The sequence below is a fragment of the Variovorax jilinensis genome, assembly GCF_030316885.1.
Classification (GTDB): domain Bacteria; phylum Pseudomonadota; class Gammaproteobacteria; order Burkholderiales; family Burkholderiaceae_C; genus Variovorax; species Variovorax jilinensis.
In genome coordinates this window covers 26,257-46,669 of the sequence record NZ_JASZYQ010000005.1, presented here as the reverse complement: position 1 = coordinate 46,669, position 20,413 = coordinate 26,257, and the positions used below count along the sequence as shown (strand labels likewise).

At 66.6% G+C, this 20,413-nt stretch carries 16 protein-coding genes; 8 read left to right on the top strand and 8 right to left on the bottom strand.

What is annotated here, in order from left to right; translation table 11 throughout:
• Window positions 1-130: 130 nt before the first annotated feature.
• Genes QTH87_RS18460 through QTH87_RS18445 form a run of 4 tightly spaced genes read right to left on the bottom strand, consistent with a single transcriptional unit; the run spans window position 131 to window position 6,453 of the window.
• Window positions 131-2,413 (bottom strand): xanthine dehydrogenase family protein molybdopterin-binding subunit, encoded by a 2,283-nt coding sequence (locus QTH87_RS18460; RefSeq protein WP_286611300.1) that lies wholly within the window; start codon window positions 2,411-2,413, stop codon window positions 131-133.
• Entirely contained in the window at window positions 2,410-3,465 is a 1,056-nt protein-coding gene (locus QTH87_RS18455; protein ID WP_286611298.1) for an FAD binding domain-containing protein, read from the bottom strand. Before QTH87_RS18455 ends, QTH87_RS18460 begins: the two co-directional genes overlap by 4 nt.
• Entirely contained in the window at window positions 3,462-3,980 is a 519-nt protein-coding gene (locus tag QTH87_RS18450) for a (2Fe-2S)-binding protein (RefSeq protein ID WP_286611296.1), read from the bottom strand. Before QTH87_RS18450 ends, QTH87_RS18455 begins: the two co-directional genes overlap by 4 nt.
• A 46-nt stretch (window positions 3,981-4,026) precedes the next feature.
• Entirely contained in the window at window positions 4,027-6,453 is a 2,427-nt protein-coding gene (locus tag QTH87_RS18445; RefSeq protein WP_286611294.1) for a catalase, read from the bottom strand.
• Window positions 6,454-6,719: 266 nt separating this feature from the next.
• On the opposite strand from QTH87_RS18445, the gene QTH87_RS18440 reads away from it, so the two are divergent.
• Window positions 6,720-6,977: a DUF2934 domain-containing protein gene (locus QTH87_RS18440; RefSeq protein WP_286611292.1), complete on the top strand. Its 258-nt coding sequence runs from the start codon at window positions 6,720-6,722 to the stop codon at window positions 6,975-6,977.
• A gap of 73 nt (window positions 6,978-7,050) precedes the next feature.
• Window positions 7,051-9,129, top strand: a complete 2,079-nt coding sequence (locus QTH87_RS18435; protein ID WP_286611290.1) for an NAD(+) synthase — start codon at window positions 7,051-7,053, stop codon at window positions 9,127-9,129.
• 12 nt (window positions 9,130-9,141) lie between these two features.
• Here the strand turns inward: QTH87_RS18435 and QTH87_RS18430 are convergent, their stop codons facing one another.
• On the bottom strand, window positions 9,142-9,810 hold the full coding sequence (locus tag QTH87_RS18430; RefSeq protein WP_286611288.1) for a glutathione S-transferase family protein: 669 nt from the start codon (window positions 9,808-9,810) through the stop codon (window positions 9,142-9,144).
• A 183-nt stretch (window positions 9,811-9,993) separates the two neighbouring features.
• Between QTH87_RS18430 and QTH87_RS18425 the strand changes: the two genes are divergently transcribed.
• Together QTH87_RS18425 and QTH87_RS18420 are read left to right on the top strand one after the other, a co-directional pair.
• Window positions 9,994-11,013 (top strand): HAD family hydrolase, encoded by a 1,020-nt coding sequence (locus tag QTH87_RS18425; RefSeq protein WP_286611287.1) that lies wholly within the window; start codon window positions 9,994-9,996, stop codon window positions 11,011-11,013.
• Window positions 11,014-11,671: 658 nt separating this feature from the next.
• Window positions 11,672-12,163, top strand: a complete 492-nt coding sequence (locus QTH87_RS18420; RefSeq protein WP_286611285.1) for a hypothetical protein — start codon at window positions 11,672-11,674, stop codon at window positions 12,161-12,163.
• Between the two features lie 112 nt (window positions 12,164-12,275).
• Here QTH87_RS18420 and QTH87_RS18415 read toward each other — a convergent pair whose 3' ends face one another.
• The gene (locus QTH87_RS18415) at window positions 12,276-13,331 is read right to left on the bottom strand and encodes a ParB/RepB/Spo0J family partition protein (RefSeq protein ID WP_286611283.1); all 1,056 of its coding nucleotides are present in this window, start codon (window positions 13,329-13,331) and stop codon (window positions 12,276-12,278) included.
• Between the two features lies 1 nt (window position 13,332).
• Window positions 13,333-14,529, bottom strand: a complete 1,197-nt coding sequence (locus QTH87_RS18410; protein ID WP_286611282.1) for a ParA family protein — start codon at window positions 14,527-14,529, stop codon at window positions 13,333-13,335.
• Window positions 14,530-15,155: 626 nt separating this feature from the next.
• Here QTH87_RS18410 and QTH87_RS18405 point away from each other — a divergent pair.
• The 4 genes from QTH87_RS18405 to QTH87_RS18390 all read left to right on the top strand — a co-directional run bounded on the left by QTH87_RS18405 (window position 15,156) and on the right by QTH87_RS18390 (window position 19,150).
• Window positions 15,156-16,526 carry a replication initiation protein gene (locus QTH87_RS18405; protein WP_286611281.1) on the top strand — a complete coding sequence of 457 codons (1,371 nt, stop codon included), beginning with the start codon at window positions 15,156-15,158 and terminating at the stop codon, window positions 16,524-16,526.
• 187 nt (window positions 16,527-16,713) lie between these two features.
• Window positions 16,714-17,595: a methionine ABC transporter ATP-binding protein gene (locus QTH87_RS18400; RefSeq protein ID WP_286611280.1), complete on the top strand. Its 882-nt coding sequence runs from the start codon at window positions 16,714-16,716 to the stop codon at window positions 17,593-17,595.
• On the top strand, window positions 17,588-18,250 hold the full coding sequence (locus QTH87_RS18395) for a methionine ABC transporter permease (RefSeq protein WP_286611278.1): 663 nt from the start codon (window positions 17,588-17,590) through the stop codon (window positions 18,248-18,250). The genes QTH87_RS18400 and QTH87_RS18395 overlap by 8 nt, the downstream gene beginning before the upstream one ends.
• 72 nt (window positions 18,251-18,322) lie before the next feature.
• Window positions 18,323-19,150 carry a MetQ/NlpA family ABC transporter substrate-binding protein gene (locus QTH87_RS18390; protein WP_286611275.1) on the top strand — a complete coding sequence of 276 codons (828 nt, stop codon included), beginning with the start codon at window positions 18,323-18,325 and terminating at the stop codon, window positions 19,148-19,150.
• A gap of 124 nt (window positions 19,151-19,274) precedes the next feature.
• Here QTH87_RS18390 and QTH87_RS18385 read toward each other — a convergent pair whose 3' ends face one another.
• Window positions 19,275-20,333 (bottom strand): AraC family transcriptional regulator, encoded by a 1,059-nt coding sequence (locus QTH87_RS18385; protein ID WP_286611274.1) that lies wholly within the window; start codon window positions 20,331-20,333, stop codon window positions 19,275-19,277.
• Window positions 20,334-20,413 lie beyond the last annotated feature (80 nt).

Genomic DNA, 20,413 nt, shown 5'->3' with positions numbered 1-20,413 from the left:
GTCGACCCGAAGGTACGCGCCTACCTGCCATGCGCACCACGCCAACTCGGAGCCGCACAGGCTGCCTTTGCATGCCAGGCCGTCGCGCCGGCCTTCCTGCGTACCGCACGGCGACGGGCCATCTCGCAGCCTACGACCGCATGACCTTGTCGGGCGTCATCGGGGTGCTTCGCACCCGGCGGCCGGTGGCGTGGAAGATCGCGTTCGCGATCGCGGCGGACACGCCGACGATTCCGATCTCGCCGACGCCCTTGGCGCCCAGCCGACTGACCACGCGATCGTCTTCCTCGACGAAGATGACGTCGATGTCATGAATGTCGGCATTCACGGCGACGTGATACTCCGAGAGATCGTGGTTCATGAACCGGCCGAATCGATGGTCGGCATGCGTCTCTTCGTGCAGCGCCTGGCTGATGCCCCAGACGACGCCGCCGACGACCTGGCTGTGCGCGGTCTTCGCGCTGATGATGCGACCCGCCGCGATCGCACTGACCACGCGGGTGACGCGAACGGTGCCAAGGTCCTCGTCCACACGCACCTCGCAGAAGACCGCGGAGTGCGTGGCGCGAAGGTACTTCTTCTGGTTCAGCACATTGGGCAGCATCAGGTGCTTGGCCTCGATCCTTCCCTTGCCGGCGGCAGCCAGCAGGTCGACGAGGGCCACGCCTACATCGCTCGCGCCGCGCAGTTGCATGGCACCGCCGGCAAAGCACACCTGATCGAAACGCGCGGCGCGGAACGGCGAGGCCGGCAGTGCGCGCGCCAGCCGGAAGAGCCGTCGCTGCAGCTTCTCGCACACGCCCTGCACCGCGGAACCGACGGTCGTGACATGCGAGGAGCCCCCTTCGATCGGTGCGAACGGCAGCGCCGAATCGCCGAGCCGGAAGCTCACGCGCTCCAGGGGCAATCCCATCGCCTCGGCGGCGATCATGGCCATGACGGTGTAGGTGCCGGTGCCGATGTCGCTCGCGGCGCTGCTCACGACCAGCGTGCCGTCCGCATGCAGCACCGCACCGGCACGGGCCGTCATCTGCATGGCGTCCCAGGTGCCCGTGGCCATGCCCCAGCCGATCAGTTCGTGGCCTTCCCGCATCGAGCGCGGCGCCACGGGCCGCCGGTCCCAACCGAAACGCTCGGCCCCCTGCCGATAGCAGGCGAGCAGTTCCTTGGTCGAATACGGAAGGTCGTCCATCGGATTGCGCACCGCGTAATTCTTCTGCCGCAGCGCAAGCGGGTCCATGTCGAGCGCATGCGCCAGCTCGTCCATCGCGACCTCGAGCGCGTGCACCCCGTGCGCGGCACCCGGCGCGCGCATGTCGATCGGGCTGTAGTGATCGAGCGCGACCAGCACGTAGCCCATCCGGATGTTGTCGCAGGCATAGAGCTGCCCGGACCAGTTGACGACCACCTCGACATAGTCCTCGAAGCGCGAGGTCTCGGCGACGGCCTCGTGGACGATGGCGCGCAGCGTGCCGTCACGCTCGGCCGCGAGCTGCATGCGCTGCACGGTCTCGGGCCGATGGCCGAAGGTGAACATTTGGGGCCGCGTCAGCACCACGCGCGCCGAACGCTTGAGCATCAGCGACGCCATCACCGCGAGCGTCAGCTGGTACTGGGGCCGCAGGCCGGAGCCGAAGGCGCCACCGACGTAGGGATTGCGCACCGTGATCTTGCGCTGCGCGATGCCAAACACCTGCGACACGTACCAGCGGCTGTTGAGCGAGCTCTGCGTCTTGTCGTAGATCGTCAGGTGGCCATCGTCGCCGCGGATCACGGTCGAGGCGAACAGCTCCATCGGGTTGTGGTGCTCGACGCCGCTGTAGTAGGCGGCCTCGATCTTCACGGGCGCATCGGCGAACGCGGCCGCGGCGTTGCCCTTCTCGGCCGGCGGCGGCGAGTAGCCCGCCTTCAGGCGGCTCGGCACGTGGGCGCGGTTCATGTGCGCGAGCAGGTTCGTCTCGTGCGGCTCTGCCGCATAGCTCACCTGCACCAGCGCGGCTGCATGGCGCGCGAGCTCGAAGGTCTCGGCGACGACAAGCGCCACCGGCTGCCCGCTGCAGACGATCCTGTCGTCGTACAGCGGCCGGAACGGTGCGCCCGCGGGCGCCGTCATGTCCTTGTAGAAGATGCCGAACGATCGCATCTTCGGGCGGTTCTCGTGCGTGATGACGAGCAGCACACCCGGGATCGCCATCGCCTCGCGCACATCGATGCCGGTGATTCGGCCCTTGGCGATCGTGCTGTTGACGACGACGCCGTGGCACAGGTCTGCGGCCGGGTACTCGGCCGCATAGCGCGCTTCGCCCGTCACCTTGGCCCGCCCGTCGACCCGCGAGACTGACATCCCGGCATGGACGGCGCCGGTGCCCGCCTCAGCCATCGGTCCTTGGGATGCGGCGGAAGAACGCGTCATGGGTAGTCCTCGGGAGATGCCGAGGCCGCGACCTGCCCCGTGTTGCTGGGCGTGCCCTCGAGCGCCATGGTGAGCGCGCGAACGATGGCGCGATGCGCCAGGGTGATCTTGAAGTCGTTGCCGCCCTGCCCTTCGGCCTCGGCGAGAAGCGCGTCGGCGAGCTCGCCAAAGGCCTCCTGTGTCGGCGCCCGCCCGGCCAGCCGGGCTTCGGCCTCAGGCCTGCGCCAGGGCTTGTGCGCGACGCCGCCCAGGGCCAAGCGGACCTCGCGCACGGATCCGTCTTCGCCGAGGTCCAGCGCGGCGGCCACGGACACCAGCGCGAATGCATACGAGGCACGGTCCCGCACCTTGAGATAGCTCGAGTGCGCGACGAAGCGGTCCGCCTCGGGCAGCTCGATGTGGGTGATGAGCTCGCCTTCCGCCAGGGTCGTGTCCTGTTCCGGATGTTCCCCCGGAAGCCGGTGGAAATCTGCGAACGCGATCACACGCAGCCCGTCGCGAGAGCGCACGTGCACCCGGGCTTCGAGCGCGGCGAGCGCGATGCAGAGGTCCGACGGGTGCGTGGCGATGCAGTGCGCGCTCGCCCCGAGGATGGCATGCTGCCGCGTGAGGCCGCCGATCGCCGAGCACCCGCTGCCGGGTGCCCGCTTGTTGCACGGCGTCGCGGTGTCGTAGAAATAGACGCAGCGCGTGCGCTGCAGGAGATTGCCTCCGTTGGAGGCCATGTTGCGGATCTGCGGCGAGGCACCGGCCAGGATTGCGGCCGTGATCAACGGATAGTGCTTGCGCACCACCGGGTCGTAGGCGGTGTCGGCATTGCGCGCCAGCGCGCCCAGCATCAGCCCGCCCGACTCGCTCCGGACAATCTGCGTGAGCGGGAGTCCGTTGATGTCGGCCAGCCCGCTCGCGCCCACGACCCGTGCCTTCATCAAGTCCAGCAGGTTGGTGCCGCCGGCGATCCAGCGCACCGGCAGAGGCTTGCCGGCCTCGCGCCCGATGGCCGCCAGGGCGTCGTCGATGTCAACGCTCGCATGAAAGTCGATCGGGTTCACGCCGCATCCTTCGCAGACCCGGCGCGCAGCACGGTGCCAACCGCGCGCACGATCTGAGGATAGGCGCCGCAGCGACAGAGGTTCCCGCTCATGAGTTCGCGGATCTCGGCGTCGCTGTGTGCTTCGCCCTCGCGCACCAGGCCTACGGCCGAGCAGATCTGACCCGGCGTGCAATAGCCGCACTGGAGTGCGTCCGCCTCGACGAAGGCCCGTTGCATCTCGTGCAGCGTGCCGTCTTGCGCGAGGCCCTCGATCGTGACGACGTCGCTGCCGCTGCGCATGACGGCGAGCGTCAGGCAGGCGTTGATCCTGCGCCCGTCGACCAGGACCGTGCAGGCGCCGCACTGCCCATGGTCGCACCCCTTTTTCGTGCCCGTGAGATCGAGTCGGTCACGCAGCAGATCCAGCAGCGTGACCCATGCGGGCACATTCAGGTCGTGGGCCTCGCCATTGATGCGCAGGCTCACCGGGTACAACGGCGGGCCCGTGGGCCCGCCGGATGATTCGTGGTTCATGGCAGGTCTCCTGGCGCGCCGAACAATGCCGCAGCTTTTTTTGAGCTCAAGGCGCCGGCGGATCATTCTCGCGACCGAAGTGCCGCGTGGCCATCGCCTCGATGAAGTCGGCCACCGCCTGATCGGCATCCGCGGCGTCGGCCAGGATCAACCCCGGATCGGTCGAGCCGTCAGGCAGCGTGAGCGGAACCTGGGCCTCGTCGAGCAGAGCCTGCGAGGCACCGAAGGCCAGGATCGTCTTGCAGTGCCAATACTGGGCGCGGATGAATTCCAGCGTATGGGCATCCTCGTCCAGCGTCGCCAACGCATCCACGCCGTCCGGCAGGACCAGGGCATCGAACAGGAACCCCGGCGAGTTCTCCATCGTCGCGTCGGCCGCGAACTTCTCGCCGCCCGCGCCCACGTAGGTTCCCAGGCGTGCACCCACGAGCCGCGGCACCGCGCCGGCCGCCACCAGCGCAGACACCACCTTGCCGAGCGAGGCGCCTTCCACGCCGTGCGCCACCAGCACGGCGACCTTGCGCGTGCGGATACCGCCGTCGCCCGGCCGTGCCAGCAGCGACAGCGCAGGCGAGCTCTCGACCTCAGGGGCGGCGGGGTTTTCCAGCGCCTTGGGCATCGCATCGGGCAATTCCATGCCGAGATCCTGTGCGAGGCGTGCCGCCAGGTCGGGCGCGGCGTTGCGCAGCATCGACACCACGCGCTCGCGGATCGCGGGCACCGTGACCTTCGACAGCTCGAAGCGGAAGGCATTGCCGATGTGCGCCTGCTCCACCTGCGACTGGCTTTCGAAGAAGAGACGCGCCTGCGTGTAGTGGTCGGCAAACTTCTCGGGCTTGATGCGCACCTTGTCGGCGCTCTCCTTGGCATCCGCGCGGCGCGCGACGCTCACGAAGCCCTGCGCCGCCCCCGCCTGGAACGGACAGCCGCCCGCGAGCGAGTTGGGTTCGTACGCCACGCGGCCGCGGTGGATGGCCTGCCGGTGCATGCCGTCGCGCTGGTTGTTGTGCACCTGCGCGATCGGCGCGTTGATCGGCAGCTCGTGGAAGTTGGGGCCGCCGAGCCGGCTGATCTGCGTGTCGACATACGAATGGATGCGGCCCGCGAGCAGCGGGTCGTTCGTGAAGTCGAGGCCCGGAACGATGTGGGCCGTGCAGAACGCGACCTGCTCGGTCTCGGCGAAGAAGTTGTCCGGGTTGCGGTTGAGCACCATGCGCCCGACCAATTGCACCGGCACCAGCTCCTCGGGCACCAGCTTGGTCGCGTCCAGGATGTCGAAGCTGAACTGCTCGGCCTGCTCCTCGGTGAAGATCTGCAGGCCCAGTTCCCACTCGGGATAGTCGCCGGCCTCGATCGCTTCCCACAGGTCGCGGCGGTGGAAGTCCGGATCGGCGCCCGAGATCTTCACGGCCTCCTCCCACACCAGCGAATGGGTGCCGAGCTTGGGTTGCCAATGGAACTTCACGAACACCGATTCACCCGCGTCGTTGACGAGCCGGAAGGTGTGGACCCCGAAGCCCTGCATCATCCGGTAGCTGCGCGGGATCGCGCGGTCGGACATCTGCCACATCAGCATGTGGGTCGACTCGGGCATCAGCGAGACGAAGTCCCAGAAGGTGTCGTGCGCGCTCGCGGCCTGCGGCATCTGATGATGAGGCTCGGGCTTCACTGCATGCACGAGATCCGGGAACTTCATCGCGTCCTGGATGAAGAAGACGGGCATGTTGTTGCCGACCAGGTCCCAGTTGCCTTCGTCGGTATAGAACTTGACCGCGAAACCGCGCACGTCGCGCGCGGTGTCCTTGGAGCCGCGTTCGCCTGCCACGGTCGAAAAGCGGACGAAGACCGGCGTGATCTTCCCGGCCTCGTTGAAAGGCGCCGCCTTCGTGTGCTTCGTCAGCGGCTCATAGCACTCGAAGAAGCCATGAGCGCCCGATCCGCGCGCATGCACGATGCGCTCGGGAATGCGCTCGTGATCGAAGTGCGTGAGCTTCTCGCGCAGGATGAAGTCCTCGAGCAGCACCGGCCCGCGCGGGCCGGCCTTCAGCGAATTCTGGTTGTCCGCGATCGCGACGCCCTGGTTGGTGGTCAGCACCTGGCCGCTGGCGTCGACCCGCACGCGGTCGAGCGTGTCGATGGTGGCATTGACGCCATCCCGGGCGCTTGTGCCGGTCTTGCCCGACACGTTCGCCTCAGACAGCGTGCTGGCGCCGGGCAGCCGGGAAGGCGGGCGCACGCTGGCGCCGACCGGTGTCGATCGTGCGTTGGCCTCGCCATGCTCGAGCGGCTTGTTCGCATTGAAGGGCATGGCAGCGGCCGTGGCGCCGGTATCGATCGCCTTCTGCGTGGGCGCATCGCCCTTGCCGGCGTCAGCCGGTGGCGGCGTGGCAGGTGCGCTGTCCGTGTTGCGGGCAGCGGCGCGGGCGGCATCGATTGTTGATGCGGGTGGGGTGGGGAGCTTTTTGGTGGCCATGGTGGACTTCGTGAGGGTGGTCTTCGTGAGGAGGACCGGGAGGCTAGGCGCCGACCCTTCCGGGCCGTGTAGGAGACCGACGCGTAGATCCGTGGTGCCTCCCTCGCCCGACCAACGGTGGTTCGTGGCGATTGCGCCATGTGCGTCGACGCGTGGTCATGGAGGCGGCGCCTTCCTACACCGCTCGGCATGCGCCCGGATGACTGTCTCGTACGAGTCCGCGGCTCATCGTCCTTTTGCCGTGCCCCGCATCCACAGGAGTCAGCATGCAAGAAGATCCCAACGAAGCGCCGGTGTCTTCCGACGCGTTGCCCATCGAGGCGCAGCTGCGCGCCACCGACGAGGAGTTCGAGGCCGCACCGCCCGACGAATCGGCCGAGGAAGATCGCCTGACGAGGATCAGGGCGGCTGCCTACGCGGCCTTCCTGCGCCGCGGCGAAGCACCCGGTGACGAGGTACAGGACTGGCTCGATGCCGAGCGCGAAGTGGGCGCCGGAGGCCAGGAGCGCAGAGCCCCGGACTGACGGATGGCGCTGCGCATCGCGCGCCGAGGGCAAGAGGGCCGAGAATCGGTCTTCCTGCAGCAAGGCGATCAAGATGAACAGCGCACTGTCCCAATTCCTCGACCCCCGCAGCCATGGCTTCGTCCGCGTGGCCGTGGCGGTGCCACGCAACCGCGTGGCGGATCCCGTCTTCAACGGCGCCGAGACGATCGCGCTCTATCGCGAGGCGTCCGAGCGCGGCGCGGCGGTGGTGGCCTTTCCCGAACTCGGGCTCTCGGCCTATACCTGCGACGACCTGTTCCACCAGGCGGCCCTGCTCGAGGCCTGCGAGCAAGCGCTCGCCGGCGTCGTCGCCGCCTCCACGCAGTTGCTGGCCGTGGCGATCGTCGGCCTGCCGCTGCGGGTCGATCACCGGCTCTACAACTGCGCGGTTGCCGTGGCTGGCGGCAAGCTGCTCGGTGTCTGGCCCAAGACCTACCTGCCCAACTACGGCGAGTTCTACGAGGCGCGCCAGTTCAGCGCAGCCGACAGTGCGCTCGCCACCGAGATCGACCTGTGCGGCCAGCGGGTGCCCTTCGGCACCGACCTGCTGCTGCAATGCCGGCAGCAGCCGCTGCTGAAACTACACGTCGAGATCTGCGAGGACGTCTGGGTGCCGATTCCGCCGTCGAGCTATGCCGCCCTGGCGGGCGCGACGGTGCTGGTCAACCTGTCTGCGTCCAACATCACGATCGGCAAGTCGGAGTACCGCCATCGGCTCGTGAGCCTGCATTCGGCACGCTGCCTGTCGGCCTACCTGTATTCGTCGGCCGGCATCGGCGAGTCGACCACCGACCTCGCATGGGACGGCCAGGCGCTGATCTACGAAAGCGGCGAGATGCTCGCCGAAAGCGAGCGCTTCAGCAACCGTTCCCACACCATCATGGCCGACGTCGACCTCGAGCGGCTCTCGCGCGAGCGCATGCGGCAGAACTCCTTCGGCGTCTCGGCCGAGCGCCACAAGCAGGTGCTGGCCGGCTGGCGCACGGTCCTGTTCGACGCGCCCGAGACGCAGCCCCTGGCCGAGCCTGCATTGATGCGCAGCGTGGAGCGCTTTCCCTACGTGCCGGCGGATGCACGCCATCGCGACGAGCGCTGCATGGAGGTCTTCAACATCCAGGTCCAGTCGCTGGTGCAACGGCTCGAGGCGGCGCATATCGCCAAGCTGGTGGTCGGGGTCTCGGGCGGGCTCGACTCGACCCATGCGCTGCTGGTCTGCGCGCAGGCCATGGACCGGCTCGGACGCCCGCGCACCGACATCCTCGGCTACACCATGCCCGGCTTCGCTACCAGCGGCCGCACGCGCGACCAGGCGCTGCAGCTCATGCAGGCCATCGGCTGCACGGCACGCGAGATCGACATCCGGCCGAGCTGCCGCCAGATGCTGGCCGATCTCGGCCATCCCTTTGCCGACGGCGTGCCGCAGTACGACATCACCTTCGAGAACGTGCAGGCCGGGGAACGCACCAGCCACCTGTTCCGGCTGGCCAACTTCCACGGTGCGATCGTGGTCGGCACGGGCGACCTCAGCGAACTCGCGCTGGGCTGGTGCACCTACGGCGTCGGTGACCACATGTCGCACTACAACGTGAACGCCAGCGTGCCGAAGACGCTGATCAAGCATCTCGTGGGCTGGGTCGCCGACCACGGCGAGGTCGGCGAAGGCGGCAGCGCGGTGCTGCGGGCGATTCTCGCGACCGAGGTCAGCCCGGAGCTCGTGCCCGCGGACGACATCGAAGGCGCCGAGCAGCCCGGACAGCGGACCGAGGACTTCGTCGGACCCTACGAGCTGCAGGACTTCCACCTCTACTACACGCTGCGCTACGGCTTCAAGCCGAGCAAGGTGGCATTCCTGGCCTGGACGGCCTGGCACGATGCGAAGCTCGGGCGCTGGCCGGACGAACCGCATGCCGAACGCCATGCCTACCCGCTCGCGCAGATCCGCAAGCACCTCGGCACCTTCGTCTACCGCTTCTTCCAGACCAGCCAGTTCAAGCGCTCCTGCGTGCCGAACGCGCCCAAGGTCGGATCGGGCGGCTCGCTTTCGCCGCGAGGGGACTGGCGCGCGCCCAGCGACGGCGAAGCCGCGGTGTGGCTCGCCGACCTGGAGCGCATTCCGGAATCCGACGCCTGAGGCTTCGCGAGCTCAGGCCTCCCCGCTTTCCCAGTCGGACTCGAAGGGAAAGCGCGCCGCCCAGTGATCGAGCAGGCGGGGCTCGGCATCGACCCGCCGCACCACTTCGGCCATGCGCGGCGCCCGCCGGTAGAAACGCATCCGTCCCGGCCGCCAGCGCGACACCACGGTGACATAGAGGTCGAGCATGCCGAGGCGATCGCCGAGCAGGTAGCGGCATCCGCGCGGCAACTGCGCATCCATGTCGCGCCAGCATTGCGCGATGCGCTCGGCCGTGCGGTCGAGGACCGTGGCCTTCGCATCGGCCGTGAGGGCCAGCCGCGACGGGTCGTCACGAATCCAGTACAGCGAGTAGATCGCCGCCGAGACGAAACTCATCCAGCGCAGGTACTGGACCCGGGCAGATTCGTTGGCGAGCGGTGCCAGCCCGGCCGCCGGATAGCGGTCGCCCAGCCAGATCAGCATCGCGGCGCTCTCGGTCATGACTTCGCCGGAGGGCAGCACCAGGACCGGCACCTGCTGCATGGGATTGATCGCGACGACCTTCTGCCGCTCGACCTCACCCTGCCAGGGCGCCACGTCGATGGCCTTGACCGGCGCACCGATCAGCTTCAGCGCCGCATGGACCGGCGTGGCGCCGGAGCCCGGTGCACCATAGAGGACGAAGGGAGTCGCAACCATGATCTTCCCTCCTAGGTCTGGTGAATGTGCGCATCAAGCTACCGCGCGCGCCCGGATCTGTCTGTAGGAACAGCACCGCCGAGACAGTTTCCGCGCCTCCGGGCCTCGACTACCATCGGGCGTTCCGGCCCACCGCCCCGCAAGCGCACCTCGAGCGCTGCGTGTCACCGAAGGATCTGCATCATGCGAACAGTTCACGACGTCCTGAGCTTGCGATTCATGAAACTGGTGGCGATGGGCATGGTGGTCCTCGTGACCGGCTGCGCCTCGGTGCAGCCCGATCCCCTGCCCTCCTGGAACGAAGGCGCCACCAAGCAGTCCATCGTCGCCTTCGTGGCCAAGGTGACTACACCGGGCTCGCCCGACTTCGTCCCGGTGCCCGAGCGCATTGCCACCTTCGACAACGACGGCACGCTGTGGGCCGAGCAGCCGATGTACTCGCAGCTCTTCTTCGTGCTCGATCGCATCAAGACCCTGGCGCCTCAGCATCCCGAATGGCGCACCACGGAGCCGTTTGCATCGGTGCTCAGGGGCGACGTCAAGGGCGCCCTGGCCCAGGGCGACAAGGCGATGCTTCAGCTCGTCGCCGCCACCAGCACGGGCATGACCACCGCCGAGTTCGACGCCTTGGTGACCGACTGGCTCGCGAAGGCCCGGCACCCGAGATTTGACCAGCCCTACACGTCGATGGTCTACCAGCCTATGGTCGAGCTCCTGGCGTACCTGCGCGCCAACGGGTTCAAGATCTTCATCGTCTCGGGCGGCGGCATCGAGTTCATGCGGCCGTGGACCGAAAAGGCCTACGGCGTGCCGCCGGAGCAGGTCGTGGGCAGCAGCGGCAAGACCCGGTTCGAGATGCGCGATGGCAAGCCCGTGCTGATGGCCCTTCCCGCGCTCGACTTCATCGATGACGGCCCGGGAAAGCCGGTCGGAATCAACCTGCATATCGGACGGCGCCCGATCCTCGCCTTCGGCAATTCCGACGGTGACCTGCAGATGCTCCAGTGGACCGCGGCGGGCAACGGCGCGCGCTACATGGCCTTCGTGCACCACACCGACGCGCAGCGTGAATGGGCCTACGACCGCGACTCGAGCATCGGCAAGCTCGACCGTGGCCTGGACGAGGCCAAGGCACGCGGCTGGACCTTGGTCGACATGAAGAAGGACTGGGCCGTCGTCTTTCCGTTCGATCGCAAGAGATAGGCGCCCGGGGGGCCGGCCGCCGATCGCCAAGGCAGGCGGCCGCCTGCCATGCCTCGGTACCGGCACGGCGCTGTCAATTGCCGCAGCGCGGCACCCCTTTGACACGGCATTCCGCTGGAGCTGGCATGCCGCTGCGCCCAGGGTGACCTCCCACGCGAAATGTTCCACGACATTTTGATGCAACTTAATTACTTGTTGTACGACAACGAGTTAGCGCGATTTTCTCGATCTCTGGCGGAAATTGTTTCACGAAATGCGCATGGTTGAGAGGCCACATGAGGAGTTCGACCCAAGTGAGGCGCATAATTCAGTCACTCGGTAACTATTGTTGATCATGACGACGGAAAATTCACTCCGTATCTCGCTTCTGTCCGCTGAGGGCGATGGGTCGCCCAGGCTTGCCGCCGCAGCCTCATCAGCGGATGCCGCAGGTGCAGGTTGGCCGCCCGTCTGTACATTGGCTGAATTGGGACGGATTCTGACCATGGTCCACGGGGTCAAGGCGCCAACCGACTCGACGCTCAAGAAGTGGAGCGCAGCAGGTGAGTTCCGGGGATGCCTCGCATCAACCGAGGCCGATTCCCGGCTGCCAACGCCCTCCCCGCATGTCAGTGCTGCATTGAACCGACCAAGCCGAGGGGGGCGGCCTGGACTGCGTTTGCGCACCTCTGCGGCCATTGGTCGGGTTTACGAGCTCTGGCCGTTCCTGGCCGACTCTGACCCACAAGCCATTCTCGAGCTCGCCGTGGCAAGGACGGCGGATCAGTTCCGGTCAGCGCTGGGGCCGGGGTTTTCGGCCGCTGCAGGCCCTTCGCCGAGTTCAATCGCCACATCTCTGAAGGACGACAACGCGGATGCCGCATTGCGAAGTGTCCAGGAACAAATCGCCCTGCTGAGCCAGGAGATGGCTGCAGTGCGACGTGAGCTCGCGCAGTTTTCGGCGCTGCGCAACAACCTGATCACCCGGCTCGACGACGTCGTCGCTCGCGCCAGGGAGGCCGTCGCAGGCAATGGCGCCACAGTGGCACCAAGCCTCGATCCCTTGGCCGAGGCTCGCCGTGATCGGGATATGGGGGTGATGAAGTCGACCCTGTCGGAGATTCTGGCTGCATTGGAGCGGATCGAGGGCGGCCGCTCTGTTCGCGCTTGATGGTCAGCATTGCCTGCTTCACGGGGGGTGGTTTCAAACCACCCCCCAGCGAAACACAAAAAAGGGGGGTGGTTTGAAACCACCCCCCTTTTTGCCTGACGAACCGCTGAGATCAGATCGAATCGACAAAACCCTGCATGGCCTTGAGCAGGTTTGCCTGCTGCTGCGCCGACAGCTTGATCGACAAGCGAACAGACGGCCGACCGATGGCATCGAAGCGCACCGAACCCACCTTCTGGCCCCCAACCTTCAGCGCATGAGCTGCCTGGATCGGGAGCGGGGCCGCCTCCGGTACGACTGACGGCGGAGCGACGAGCCGCGCGAAAACACTCTTCGCCGACAAACCACCGCCCTCTGCGACCAAGGCCTTGGCGCGGGAGAGCAATCCGGCTTCGTCTTCATTCATGGCCTTACCGAGGTCGGTGGCCCAAGCCAGCTGGATCGATTGCGGTGCAGGGAACGCAGCCACGACTTCAGACGGCAAGCGCGCCAGCGAAATCGCCTTCCCCAGGTTGCTGACGTCTACACCCAACGCAGCTGCCATCTGGCGATTGGACGGATAGACGCCCTTCTCCAGCGCACGCACATAAGTCATCCCCTGCTCCCAAGGAGACGGATCGGCCCTGCCACGGTTCTCGCGATCCATCTCCTCGATCAGCGCTCGATCGTCCAGGTTCTCGACCACGGCCCAGACCGGCAATCCGATCTGCCGGCATGCCTCGTAGCGGCGATGGCCGAACACCAATTCGTAGCGCGGACCATCGCCCGGCTTGGCGATGGCGCGCACCTTGATCGGCTGAGAGTTCCGGCCCGCCTCCTGGATCTCGCGCTTGAAGTCCTCAAACTGCCTGCCCTCGAAGGCCGAAACGTGCCGATTCGCGAACTCGCTGCGAGCGATCTCGGCCGTGTCGATCAGCCGCGCAGGCAGCGCGCCATCCCAGCCCCGCAGTTCTTCGCTGACTTCGCTGAGGCGCCCTTCCAGTTCGTCCACCTGTGCGGCCCGCGCACGCAGCTCGTCGTTCTCGCGCAAAAGATCAGAACGCTGGTCGTTCGCGAAAGCCATCATTGCGCCGGGCGCCGTCTTGGGCTTTGCCAGGTCGGGATTGGGCTGGGCGCCCGGCATGATCGAGGCGAAGTCGATCTTGGAAGCCTTGTCTTTCAATGACATGTCAAACCGCCGTTTCGAGTACTTGCCGTTCCGCAACCTGACGTGCCCAGACCGCTTCGATCTGCTGCTCGATCAGTTCGCACATCCGGTCGTAAGCCACGCGTGCCCGCGAGAAAGTCTTTGAGTTCACCGAGCCGCGCGGCAGATCGTAGACCGTGCCGAACTCGGCGCTGGCCGTGGCTGCGACCGCGGTCTTGGGAATCTCGATCGGCAACACCTTGTCACCGTAGCCCTCGAGCACCCACTGGCGAACCACCGAGCTGGCCGTGTCCGAAGCCTCGACCCTCGACAACAGCACGTCGATGAACTCGAAGCTCTTGTCCTTGCCTCGGCTGCGCACGAGCTGATTGCACAGGTCGGAGAACAGGTCCCAGAACTGGGCAGAGCTCGCGAAGTCCAGGGCCGACGGCGGCAACGGCATGATCACTCCGTCCGCGGCCATCAGCGCATTGATCGTGACGTAGCTGAGGGATGGCGGCGTGTCGATCACGATCACGTCGTACTCCTCGCGGGGGATGTCCAGTCCGCGATCGAGCACCCGCCAGAACTCGAAGCCCGGGTCGCGCGCCTGCCGTGCCGGCAGGTGGAATTCGGCGCCGTAGAGCAGGGGGGCCGCGCAGATCAGGTCGATGTTTGGCCAGTAGGTGGGGCGCACTGCGTACTTGAGGTTGTCCTGGTCTCCGGTGAACAGCGACATGGCCGTGTGCTCGGTCTCGACTTCGGCATCCGGCAGCACGCCGAACAGCGTCGTGGCCGAACCTTGAGGATCGAGATCCACCAGCAAGACGCGATGGCCGCGCATCGAGAGACCCTGGGCCAGTGTCACGGCGGAGGTGGTCTTGGCAACGCCGCCCTTGAAATTCGCAACCGTGATCGTGATGCCGGCGGCGCCTTCGGGACGCAGGTGCTCTGCGCGCAGTTCCCGTGCCCAGGTCTGTGCCTCGGCCATGGTCCATTCACGGCTGTTGCCGTGGATCTCGCCCGCAGGCAGGTCGCCGCGCGTCAGTCGATAGGAAATCTTCGATTTGTCGACGCCGCAAAGATCTGCCAGTTGCACTGCCTTCAGGCTCGGCGCAGACTTGACCGCCGTCGGAGCGAGCATGGCCGAGCGGATTCGGTCCATCATGCCGGCGATCTTGTGCGCCTGCTGCTCGATGTCCTCGAGATTCTGTCGTCGAATGGTTTGCTTGATGTCCACGGAATCTGCCTCGAAAGTTGGGGTGTCCTGCGATTATGCAGGGCACCTCACAAAAAACGAAGAATCATCGAACGACGCGCGTGCAGAACCCCTGCTTCCCGGCCCCGTATCCCTATCTTCAGCCTCTCATGGGGAGTTAAGAAGGAATCTTGAATAAATTCAAGAGATTAACGGCGGGAAGAAATCGATTTTCTTCAATTAAATCAATGAGTTAGGGGTGCTTGGGCGGTCCAAGCGTCCAGACTTTAATCGCATTCGTCCAGGCTGGCATCGGTCACGTCCAGGCTTTGCTCACCTTTCGTCCCGATCCTGATCGCCGCACCACTCTGGCTTATCCACAGCGTCAAAACGGCAGTTTCGCCCCGCAAAAGAGCGAATGTCCAGGTTTTACGCGCAGATTCGCGTGCCCTCGGCCGGACTGCGTGCACGCGATCACGGCGAGAGTCCGGGTTTTAATCGCCCGGAATGGGGCTGACGTGGTAGCGGGCCAGCTCCAATGTCCAGCTTCTAATCGCAGTCGTCCTTGCCCCTCGCGATGCAATCGTCCGGAAACTCATCGCGCATGCGGCGCCCGGGTGCGAACCGGTTGTGTCCAAAGTCGCTTGGACATATGATCCTGTCCAACAATGACCCATCCGAGCACCGGAAATCCCGCTGACAAGGTCCTGAGCCACGCCGTCGACGACGTGCTGGAACTCCGGAAGCCGCACGAGATGATCGTGATGATGCCGCGCTCCGCGCGCGTGACGCTCACGGGTCGCCGCATCTACAGCGCGCTCTTGCAGGTGGCCCAGACGCGCCTCGTCGCCATGCCGGGCATGCCCGCGGCCGACTTCATGTTCGAGGCTCCGCTCGCCGCCATCCTGCGCACCACGGGCTCGAGCGGCAGCGAACGCACCGCGGCCAAGAAATACTTGATCGAGATGCGCAGCCTGGAGGTCGACTGGGAGTCGACCGCGCCGGGCGACGGCGTCAAGTGGCGCGGCTTCTCGATGCTGTCCGAAGTGGCGCTCGAGCAGCGCAGGGGCGAGAACTGGGTGAGCTGGTCCTATCCACCGACCATCATGGCGGCCCTGCGCGATCCGCAGCGCTGGGCCCGCATCGACCTCGACGTGCTGGCCAAGCTGGGCTCCTACACGGCAGTCGCCCTCTACGAGATCTGCGCCCGCTACCGCGAGAACCCCAGCGGCGTGACCAGCCGCAAACCGGTCACCTGGTGGGTCGACGCCCTGAGCAACGGCCCCGGCCCCGAGCGGCGAGAGTGGCGCAAGTTCAAGAACGAGCGCGTGAAGGATGCCGTCGCCGAGATCAACGCCGAAACCGATCTCGACATCGACCTGATCGAGCACAAGCAGGGCAGGGTGATCACCGAAGTCCAGTTTGCGGTGCGCAAGAAGCGCCAGGCCGCCGCCCTGCGGCCTATCGCCGGTGAGCCGGTCGATGCCACGCTGGTGCTGCGCGCCGAAACCCTGGGCATCCGCGAGATCAAGCTCGAGGGACTGCTCAAGGAGTTCGGTGACGACCGCGTGCGCGCGCAGATCGAGGTGCTCGAGCGCCGGGCCGCCAACACGTCGCTGCGCGGCATCGAGAATGCTTTCTCGTACCTGCGATCCCTGCTTCGCAACGAGCCTGCGGATGGCGTTTCCGCAGAAGCCGGCACTCACATCCAGGCGACACTCCAGACGCCGGCACCGCCCGCCGTTCCAGCGGCCGCACCGGCGGCGGAACCTGCGGGGGCCAACTGGCTGCGCGAGCAGATCGAGGCCATGAAGAAGGAAGTCGCCGCGCTGGAGCCCGCGCACCTCAAGCGCTGGGTCGATCAGGCGCTGCACGATCTCGCCCGCAAGGGTGCATTGAATGCCGTCATCAGCCGGCGCGCGGCCCAGGGCGACGTGCTGCACGGACTGCTCGGCTCGGCGGTCGTCTACGCCTACGCCGACGCCACCTACGGCCCCGACTGGAAGGTCGAGCGGCAGCTGTTCGATATCGTCGAATAGCCTCCAGCCCCCGGGCAGGGGAGAGAACGGGGGTCCACCCTTTCCTTATGCCTCCTGCGCATAAGCAGCCTGCTATTGCTTCGTTCCCTGCCAGCCACCAACTGGTGACAATCGCATACTTTTCCCGCGCCACATGCTTCGGTTCCTGCCCGCCAGGGGCTCCGATGAGCGCACCAGAGCTGTTTCCATGACTTCCATCCCCGCGGCCGACTCCGAGCGCCGGCCCCCGCTGATCCGACTCGATTCGGTCCAGAAATCCTTCAAGCTTCCCGACGGCACGGTCTTCGATGCCGTGCGTTCGTTGTCGCTCGACATTCATGAGGGCGACGTCTTCGGCCTGATCGGCAAGAGCGGCGCCGGCAAGTCGACGCTGCTGCGCCTGATCAATCTGCTCGAGCGTCCCGATGCCGGAAGGGTTCTGGTCGGCGGACGCGACCTGACGACCCTGTCGCGCGGCGAACTGCGCGACACGCGGCAGAACATCGGCATGATCTTCCAGCAGTTCAACCTGATCCAGAACGCGAGCGTGTTCGACAACGTCGCCTTCCCGCTCAAGATCCACGGGCGCCACACGCGCGAGCAGATCCGGGCCCGCGTGCGCGAATGCCTCGAACTGGTCGGCCTGGGCGAGAAGATCGACAGCTATCCGGCGCAGCTCTCGGGCGGCCAGAAGCAGCGCGTGGCGATCGCCCGCGCGCTGGCGCCGCGGCCGCAAGTGCTGCTGTGCGACGAACCGACCTCGGCGCTGGACAGCGAGACCACGCGATCCCTGCTCGAGACGCTGCGCGACATCAACCAGAAGCTGGGCGTGACCATCGTCATCGTCACGCACGAGCTGTCGGTGGTCGAGGTGCTGTGCCGTCAGGTCGCGATCCTCGAACAGGGCCGGCTGGTGGAACAGTTCGAGGTCGATGCTGCACCCGCGGCCGAACGCGCCACCGCGCTGGGCCGCGAGATCGATGCCCTGGTGCGCCGGCGCGAGCGCGATGCGCGCGAAGCCCGCGAGGCGCTGACCGCTTCGCCGGTCGTCTTCCTCGAATCCGCTTCCGAGGAGTCGGTCCATGCCTGAGAACATCGTCGCCATCCTGCCCGAGCTCGGCCTCGCGATCGCCCAGACCTTCATGATGCTGGCGATCGGCCTCTCGGCCGCGCTCGTCATCGGCGGCCCGCTCGGCGTGCTGCTCTTCCTGCTCGGCCCGGGCCAGTCGCTCGAGCACAAGCCCACCTTCCTGATCCTCAACTGGATCGTGAACACGGTGCGCTCCTTCCCCTTCATCATCCTGCTGGTCGCGCTGGTGCCCTTCACGCGCGTGATCGCGGGCACCTCGATCGGGCCGCTCGCTGCGGCGGTGCCACTGTCGGTGGCAGCCATCCCCTACCTCGCACGTCTGGTCGACCAGTGCCTGCGCGAAGTGCCGCGCGGCGTGATCGAGGCCGCGCATGCGATGGGCGCCTCGGAGCTGCAGATCATCTGGCGCGTGCTGATCGTCGAGGCCCGTTCGGGCCTGGTGCTGGCCTTCACGGTGCTGGCCGTGAGCTTCCTGTCGTACTCGGCGATTGCCGGCGTCGTGGGCGGCGGCGGCATCGGCGACCTGGCGATCCGCTACGGCTACTACCGCTTCCAGACCGACGTGATGGTGCTCACCGTGGCGCTGCTGGTGGTGCTGGTGCAGATCATCCAGTTCGTCGGCAACACGGCAGCGCGCCGGCTCGACAAGCGCTAGCAGCCGGGCCCGATCGGCGCCGATCGTTCCAGGCATTCAAGCATTCAACTTTTCAAACTGCAGATCGTCCAAATGAAAAACACCATTGCCCGTCGTTCCGTCCTCGCCTTGTCGGTGCTCGCCCTGTCGTTCGGCGGCCTCTCGCTCCAGGCCCAGGCCCAGCCCGCCACCAAGAAGGAACTCGTGATCGGCGGCACCGCCGGCTCCAACATCGACCAGCTCAAGGCCGGCATCGTTCCGATCCTCGAGAAGAAGGGCTACAAGGTGAAGCTGGTCGAGTTCAACGACTACGTGCAGCCGAACCAGGCGCTGGCCCAGGGTTCGCTCGATGCCAACTTCTTCCAGCACCGCGTGTACCTGCAGAAGTTCGCGGCCGACCAGAAGCTCGACATCGTCGAACTGGTGCAGGGCCCGATCGCGCCGCTCGGCGTCTACTCGACCAAGCGCAAGACGCTGGCCGAAGCCAAGGAAGGCGACCGCTTCACGCTGCCGAACGATCCGAGCAACCTTGCGCGCGCGCTGGTGCTGCTCGAGCAGAACAAGCTGATCGTTCTCAAGCCCGGCATCGACGCGCTGCGTGCGAGCGAGAAGGACATCGCCGAGAACCCGCGCAAGTTCAAGTTCATCCCGCTCGAGGCCGCCCAGCTGCCGCGCTCGCTCGGCGACACCGAGTACGCGATCATCAACGGCAACTTCGCGATCTCGTCGGGCCTGAAGCTCACCGAAGCCGTGGCCCTCGAGAAGACGCCCGACCACTATCTCAATGTGGTCGCCGTGAAGCGCGCCGACAAGGACACGCCGTGGGCCAAGGACATCGCGGATGCCTACCAGTCGAACGACTTCCGTGCCGTGGTCGACACCAAGTTCCAGGGCTACGCGAAGCCGACCTTCCTGCAGTAGCCAACGCGCCTGCAGCAGCAGCTCGATGAAACGGGTCGACCTTGGTCGGCCCGTTTTTCATTGTCGACATGGCCGCCGACGGCTCGAGCGCAATTCGATTCAGGATCGCCAGCCCTGCAACGCTTCAGGGCGCCGCCGCCACCGGCCGGGACTGGCGCCTCGACGAAGCGCGTGTCTTCGGCTTCGGCGCCGATTCGTCCTGGTGCTGGCGCCAGTCGGCCGGCGTCTTGCCGGTCCAGCGCTTGAACGAGCGGAAAAAGGAATTCGGATCCACGAAACCCAGCAGGTAGGCGATCTCGGTCAGGCTCGCGCGGCCGGCGGCCAGATAGCGCCGCGCCATCTCGAGCCTGACCTCGTCGAGCAAGGCGCTGAACTGCAGGCCTTCGCGCGCCAGGCGGCGCTGCAGCGTGCGCTCGCTCACGCACAGCGCGCCGGCCACCTGCTCGATGCTCGGCAGGTCGCCATGCAGGAGCTGACGCAGCGCGTCTCGCACGGCATGGGCGGTGTCGTGTCGCATGTGGTGGGTCACGAGGTCGCGCTCTGCGGCGTCCTCGAACAGGGCCGAGACCGCGGGGTTGGCGCTGACCAGCGGCAGCGCGAGATCGCTCCGGCGGAACACGATTGCGTCGTGGGCCTGGTCGAACAGCGCGGGGCAGCCGAACATCTCGGCATAGCGCGCGTGATAGGGCGGGGCGTCGCCCTTGAGGCTCAGGCGCAGCGGCACGATCTGCTGCTCGGTGAATAGCCGGCCGAAGTTCAGCAGCGTGCCCATCTGGATGTCCATCCGGCACCGGCTGTAGGGCCGGTCGGGGCCGTCGTAGCGAACCCGCACCGCGGCCTCGTCGGCCGTCAGTACGATGTCGAGCTCGCAGGCCGACACCAGCGCGTTGTAACGCGCGATGCGCGCCAGCGCGGCGCCGAAGTTGCCGCTGGTCATGGCCGAGAAGCCCACCACGCCGAACAGCTCGGGCCGCATGGGCTGCAGCCCCAGCGCGAGGCCGATCGACGGATCGGCGGCCTGCTCGTAGGCAACGACGAAGAAGCGGTCGGCCTGCTCCGCGCTCAGCGGCGTGCGCAGGTCGTTGAGCGACAGCCCCGCCTTGCGCGCCAGCACGGCCAGGTCGATGCCCGACTTCCGGATTCCGTCCAGCATGTTGAAAGGCAGCGCGGAGGTGGTCGTCACGGTGGCGATCCTTCGGTTGATTTCGAGCACGTCGGACCCCCTCGACCGCCTGGTGGCCGCCGTTGGCGTCTTTGGCAAGT